This is a genomic window from Staphylococcus sp. EG-SA-2, from assembly GCF_017152085.1.
In genome coordinates, this window is sequence record NZ_JACYHC010000042.1 from 1 (window position 1) to 574 (window position 574).

Below are 574 nucleotides of genomic sequence, written 5' to 3' on the forward strand. Positions count from 1 at the left end.
TTTGATTGTTTTCATAGACTTCAAACTTTTTCCATGTTGAAGCAGTATTGATGTCTAATTCAACTTCTGCTTTCTTTTTAGTGTAATACACATCTGCTGGATCTTTGATGCTGAAAAAGTGATAGTACTGCGTTTCATTGTTTTTATCTAATAACTGGAAATTGACTTGTTCTCTTGGACCTATATCATGTTCTTTATTTTCTAATGCAGGATCTTTAATTGCATCTTTAAGTGATTCATCCGCTGCAGGATAGTTTTTCGCAGTGATTACTGGTTGCGTAGCAGGTTGTGTTTGATTTGTATCCTTAGGTTGCTGAGTTGTAGTTGCATTATTATTTTGATTTTCCGAGATTTTATCTGAAGTATTTGTATTTTCTGCTGCTTGCGCTTGATGTTGAGAAGTAATTAAAAATAGTGTACTGACAATGACCGATGCAACGCCTAGAGTTGATTTTCTAATAGAATAGAAAGACCTTAATTTTGGGTGATGTTTGTTCATGTTGTTAACAACTCCTATAAGATTATATTTAATTGATAATAATTATCAATATCAATTATTAGTGTTAATTGTAGC

Annotated in this window: 2 protein-coding genes; one reads left to right on the plus strand and one right to left on the minus strand. The window is 31.9% G+C overall.

Annotation, left to right across the window (positions count from 1 at the left end):
- Positions 1-499: YSIRK-type signal peptide-containing protein (locus IDG60_RS27040; RefSeq protein ID WP_206160347.1), on the minus strand; the 499-nt coding region annotated here is incomplete at its 3' end.
- Here IDG60_RS27040 and IDG60_RS27045 point away from each other — a divergent pair.
- The coding region (locus IDG60_RS27045; protein WP_167401934.1) for a hypothetical protein at positions 498-574 on the plus strand (77 nt) is incomplete at its 3' end. The genes IDG60_RS27040 and IDG60_RS27045 overlap by 2 nt on opposite strands.